The organism is Kitasatospora sp. NPDC008115 (genome assembly GCF_042957205.1).
Lineage (GTDB): Bacteria > Actinomycetota > Actinomycetes > Streptomycetales > Streptomycetaceae > Kitasatospora.
In genome coordinates this window covers 1-1,708 of record NZ_JBIBHU010000088.1, presented here as the reverse complement: position 1 = coordinate 1,708, position 1,708 = coordinate 1, and the positions used below count along the sequence as shown (strand labels likewise).

The 1,708-nt window shown below is 69.6% G+C and carries 1 protein-coding gene; it reads left to right on the top strand.

The window, feature by feature from the left end; genetic code table 11:
* A partial coding sequence (locus ACFZBX_RS36935; RefSeq protein ID WP_391538201.1) for a beta-ketoacyl synthase N-terminal-like domain-containing protein occupies positions 1 to 1,708 on the top strand: 1,708 nt, incomplete at both ends.

Genomic DNA, 1,708 nt, shown 5'->3' with positions numbered 1-1,708 from the left:
CCCTCCACCCCCGCCGACCCGAAACCCACACCTGGCTCCACACCCTCGCCCAACTCCACACCCACGGCACCCCCGTCGACTGGACCACCCACACCGCTCCCGCCACCGGCCGGCCCGTCGACCTCCCCACCTACGCCTTCCAGCACCAGCGCTACTGGCTCACCCACACGCCGACCACCTCGGGCGACGCCTCCACGTTCGAGCTCGATTCGCCCGCCGACCCGAACGCAGAGCGCGACATCCCGCGCTCCGCCACCTCCCCGCTGGCCCGGCGAGTGGCAGGACTGACGGAAAGCCAGCAGCGCCAGATGGTGCTGGAGCTGGTGCGCGCAGAGGTCGCCGCCACGTTGGACTATCGCAGCCCGGACGAGGTGGACGCCGATCAGTCGTTCAAGGAGCTCGGCTTCGACTCCACGATCGCGGTGGAGTTCCGCAACCGCCTCGTCACGTCCACCGGGATCACCCTGGCGACGTCCGTGGTGTACGACTACCCCACCTCCAGCGCGCTCGCCGACCACCTGACGACGAAGGTGTCACCCCTTCGTGCCGGGTCGGCGGCCCACGTGTCCGTCTCGTCGCCGGTCCAGGACGAGCCGATCGCCATCGTCGGAATGTTCTGCCGCTATCCCGGTGATGTCTCCGGAGCCGAAGAGCTGTGGCGGCTGGTGAGCGAAGGAATCGACGCCATCAGCGAATTCCCGGAGGACCGGGGATGGAATCTCGACGAGCTCTACAACCCCGATCCCGACCACTCCGCGACGACCTACGCCAGGCACGGCGGATTCCTCCACGACGCCCCGATGTTCGACCCCGCGTTCTTCGGAATCAGTCCGCGCGAGGCCACTTCCATGGACCCTCAGCAGCGAATTCTGCTGGAGACGTCATGGGCGGCACTTGAGAATGCCCGCATTGAGCCGAGTTCCCTGCGCGGGAGCCAAACCGGCGTGTTCATCGGCGCCACGTCCCTGGACTACGGCCCGGCCCTGCATGAGGAGACACCCGGTTACGAGGGCTATCGCCTGACCGGCAGCACCAGCAGCGTGGCGTCCGGTCGGATCGCGTACACCCTCGGTCTCGAAGGCCCTGCGCTGACGGTGGACACGGCGTGCTCCTCGTCGCTGGTCTCCATGCACCTGGCCAGCCAGGCCCTGCGCCGAGGAGAGTGCTCGCTCGCGCTCGCCGGCGGCGTCACAGTCATGGGTTCGCCGGGCATGTTCGTCGAGTTCAGCAAGCAGCGTGGGCTCGCTCCCGACGGCCGGTGCAAGCCGTTCGCGGCGGGTGCTGACGGCACGGGCTGGGCCGAGGGTGTCGGGTTGGTGGTGCTGGAGCGGCTGTCGGACGCCCAGCGCAACGGACACACCGTGCTGGCACTGGTGCGGGGCAGCGCCGTCAACCAGGACGGCGCCAGCAACGGACTCACCGCCCCCAACGGCCCCTCCCAGGAGCGGGTGATCCGCCAGGCCCTGGCCAGCGCAGGTCTGACCGCCGATCAGGTGGACGCCGTCGAGGCGCACGGCACCGGGACCCGCCTCGGCGACCCCATCGAGGCCCACGCGCTCCTGGCCACCTACGGCCAGGACCGGCCCGCCGACCAGCCGCTGCACCTCGGCTCGATCAAGTCGAACATCGGCCACACCCAGGCCGCCGCAGGCGTCGCCGGTGTCATCAAGATGATCCTCGCCATGCGACACGGCACCCTGCCCCAGTC